General features: G+C 69.8%; 3 protein-coding genes and 1 pseudogene. 2 read left to right on the plus strand and 2 right to left on the minus strand.

Features of this window, described 5'->3' with window-relative positions; all coding sequences use genetic code 11:
* Together GWI24_RS43225 and GWI24_RS43230 are read right to left on the minus strand one after the other, a co-directional pair.
* Window positions 1–233 (minus strand): annotated as a pseudogene (locus GWI24_RS43225) (PrsW family intramembrane metalloprotease); the annotation flags it as partial.
* Window positions 234–381: 148 nt separating this feature from the next.
* Window positions 382–1,104: a DUF4386 domain-containing protein gene (locus GWI24_RS43230; RefSeq protein WP_210951488.1), complete on the minus strand. Its 723-nt coding sequence runs from the start codon at window positions 1,102–1,104 to the stop codon at window positions 382–384.
* Between the two features lie 89 nt (window positions 1,105–1,193).
* Between GWI24_RS43230 and GWI24_RS43235 the strand changes: the two genes are divergently transcribed.
* A complete protein-coding gene (locus tag GWI24_RS43235; RefSeq protein ID WP_247617692.1) occupies window positions 1,194–1,772 on the plus strand; it encodes a MarR family winged helix-turn-helix transcriptional regulator in 579 nt (192 codons plus the stop codon).
* A gap of 122 nt (window positions 1,773–1,894) precedes the next feature.
* Window positions 1,895–2,461, plus strand: coding sequence for a Uma2 family endonuclease (locus GWI24_RS43240; RefSeq protein ID WP_210951489.1), 567 nt, complete (start codon window positions 1,895–1,897; stop codon window positions 2,459–2,461).
* The last annotated feature ends 105 nt before the right edge of the window (window positions 2,462–2,566 follow it).

Genomic DNA, 2,566 nt, shown 5'->3' on the forward strand with positions numbered 1-2,566 from the left:
TCCTCCACCACCGGAGCCGTCGTCCACGACACCACATCCATGACGCCCGACAGCGAGGTCCCCCTCGCGGTGGCCAACTGCCGTGCCACCACGAGCTCCAGCACCATCGAGAGCACACCGCAGCCGTACGCACCCACCCCGAAGGCGAGCAGCACCGTCGGCCACCGCACCGTCCGCACCGGCCAGGACAGCAACAACAGCTGCAGCACAGCCCATACGGACGTCGCAGCCATCCAGAACGCCACGCCCCGCGCCCCCTCAACGTTGTCAGTGATCCGTCACGCTAAGTCGAACAGCGGTCACGAACAAGGGAGTTCATGGGCATGTCGCCTATGGACCCGCGCTCTGTGCGTGTCCTCGGCGTGTCCGCGCGTCCGACGCTCACTGGTGCCGGGACGGGCGGGTACGGGGTAGCAGGAACGCGGTGATGACCAGCCAGATGAGCCCACCGAAGCGGACGACCGGCAGCAGGTAGCCGAACGGGTCGGCGACCAGCGAGAGCAGGGAGACCATGCCCAGGGCGGCCAGCGCCAGCCCGGTCCAGGTCAGCGGGCGGGGCAGCAGGCGGGTCAGCAGCCCGGTCACCGAGATGCCGGAGACGAGCATCGCGAACGTCACCGAGTAGGTGACACCGCCCGACAGGAACGACAGATCGGCCAGTGCGCGGGCCAGGGCCGGATCGGCGTCCATGGGCAGGCGGCCGCCGGTCCAGCCGAACAGCGCGCTGCCGCTCAGCGCCACGGACGCCAGCACCCCGCCCACCAGCGTGATCGCCGAGCCCGGTGCGGTGATGCCCAGTGCTCGCAGCCGCCGGTAGAGCACCGCCGCCAGGAGCGCCAGTGGCGTGGCCGAGGCGAGGAGCAGGAGCGAACCCAGCTCGATGGTGGTGCCGTTGTCCCGCGCGTACCGCAGGACCTCCTTACCGGAGGCGTCGGGGCGTGGCGTCGAGCTGTTGACGACGACGTAGCCGATGGTCAGGACGGCGAACGCGAGCACGGGCGCCAGCAGCGGGGGCCCGCCCTGCGGGCGACGGCCAGGGGTGTGCTCGCCGTGGGCGGTCCGGGTGGAAGGGGTGGGGGATGTCTGGGGGGTCGTGCTGGGCATGGCTTTCTCCTCCGTTGGCCGGTCGGACAACCGATACGGAAGATAATGATTACAAGTCGAAACGATTGTCAAGCGGCTATGATGTCCGCATGGGAATGACCAATGAAGGTGAACGGCCACCGGGTCCGCCCCCGACCGGTGCCGCCTTCCTGCTCGCCCAGCTCGGCGCCCACGCCGCCGAGCTGTTCGCCGAACGCCTCGCCGAGCTGCACCTGACCCCGCCGCAGGGCGGCCTTCTCCGGCTGCTGGCCGACTCACCCGGCCGCAGCCAGCGCGAGCTCGCCGACGACCTGGGCATGCCGCCGAGCCGGTTTGTCGCGTTCGCCGACGAACTGGAGGAGCGCGGGCTGATCGAGCGCCGCAGGAACCCCGTCGACCGGCGCCTGTACGCGGTTCATCTGACCGATGAGGGCGGAAAGTTGCTGGCAGGGCTGCGGAAGGTGGGCGCGGAGCACGAGCGCCGGATGACCGACGGCCTCTCGGAACAGGAGCGGGATCAACTGACCGGGCTGCTGCGGCGGCTGGCGGACCGGCAGGGTCTCAGCCCCGGCGTTCACCCCGGCTTCCGCTCAGTGCGCGCCGAACGCTCCGGCCGTCGGGGAGGCCGCCGGAAGGGGGCGTCCGCCGACGCACTCGACGACGTGGAGATCTTCACCCGTGAACCGTGAACGGGACGGGGGCGGGCCGGCAGGTCCCTGCGCTGGGCCGTGAGTCCGGAGCAGGGGCGCCTGCCCCGGTACGCTGAGCGCAGCAGTGCCACACCCGTCGCGCAGGGTCAGGGAGGTGAGTCATGACCGCCGAGATGGTCGCTCCGGCGTGGATGCATGAGCAGATCACGGCTGAGCAGTACGACTCCTGGTCCGAGGAGCAGTGCGCGGGGATTGAGATCGTGGACGGGATGGTCGTGGTGAGCCCCAGCGCGTCGAAGCGGCACAACCGCCTGGCTCGGATCCTTGCCAACGCCCTGGAAGACGCCGCGGGCCCTGACTGGAACGCCGATACGGACTTCGACGTCCGGCTTCAGGATGTGCCGCTCACCAATCGTCGTCCCGACGTGGTCGTGTATCGCGCGGAAACGATCGACGTCACGCCCACCCGCCCCGAGCATGTGCTGCTGGTCGCCGAGGTGGTGTCGCCCGGTTCGGAGACCACCGACCGCGTTGTGAAGGTGGACCAGTACGCCAAGGCGGGCATCGCCTTCTACTGGCGGATCGAGCAGGCGGCCACCGGCGTCCCGCTCGTCTACACCTACGTCCTCGACCCCGCGACCAAGACCTACCGGGAGGGAGAGGTGTTCACCGGTGTGGTGAAGGTCGCGGCTCCGTTTCCGGTGCGGGTCGATCTCGGTCAGCTCTGACGGCTCAGCGCACCGCGTAGCCGCCCAAGGAAGGCTCCAGCAGGTCGAAGACCTTATCGGCTGAGCGGGTCGCCGTGGTGGCGATTTCCTCGTCGGGGAGGCCCG

The sequence above is a fragment of the Streptomyces sp. MK37H genome (assembly GCF_018035285.1).
GTDB classification, from domain to species: Bacteria; Actinomycetota; Actinomycetes; order Streptomycetales; family Streptomycetaceae; genus Streptomyces; species Streptomyces endocoffeicus.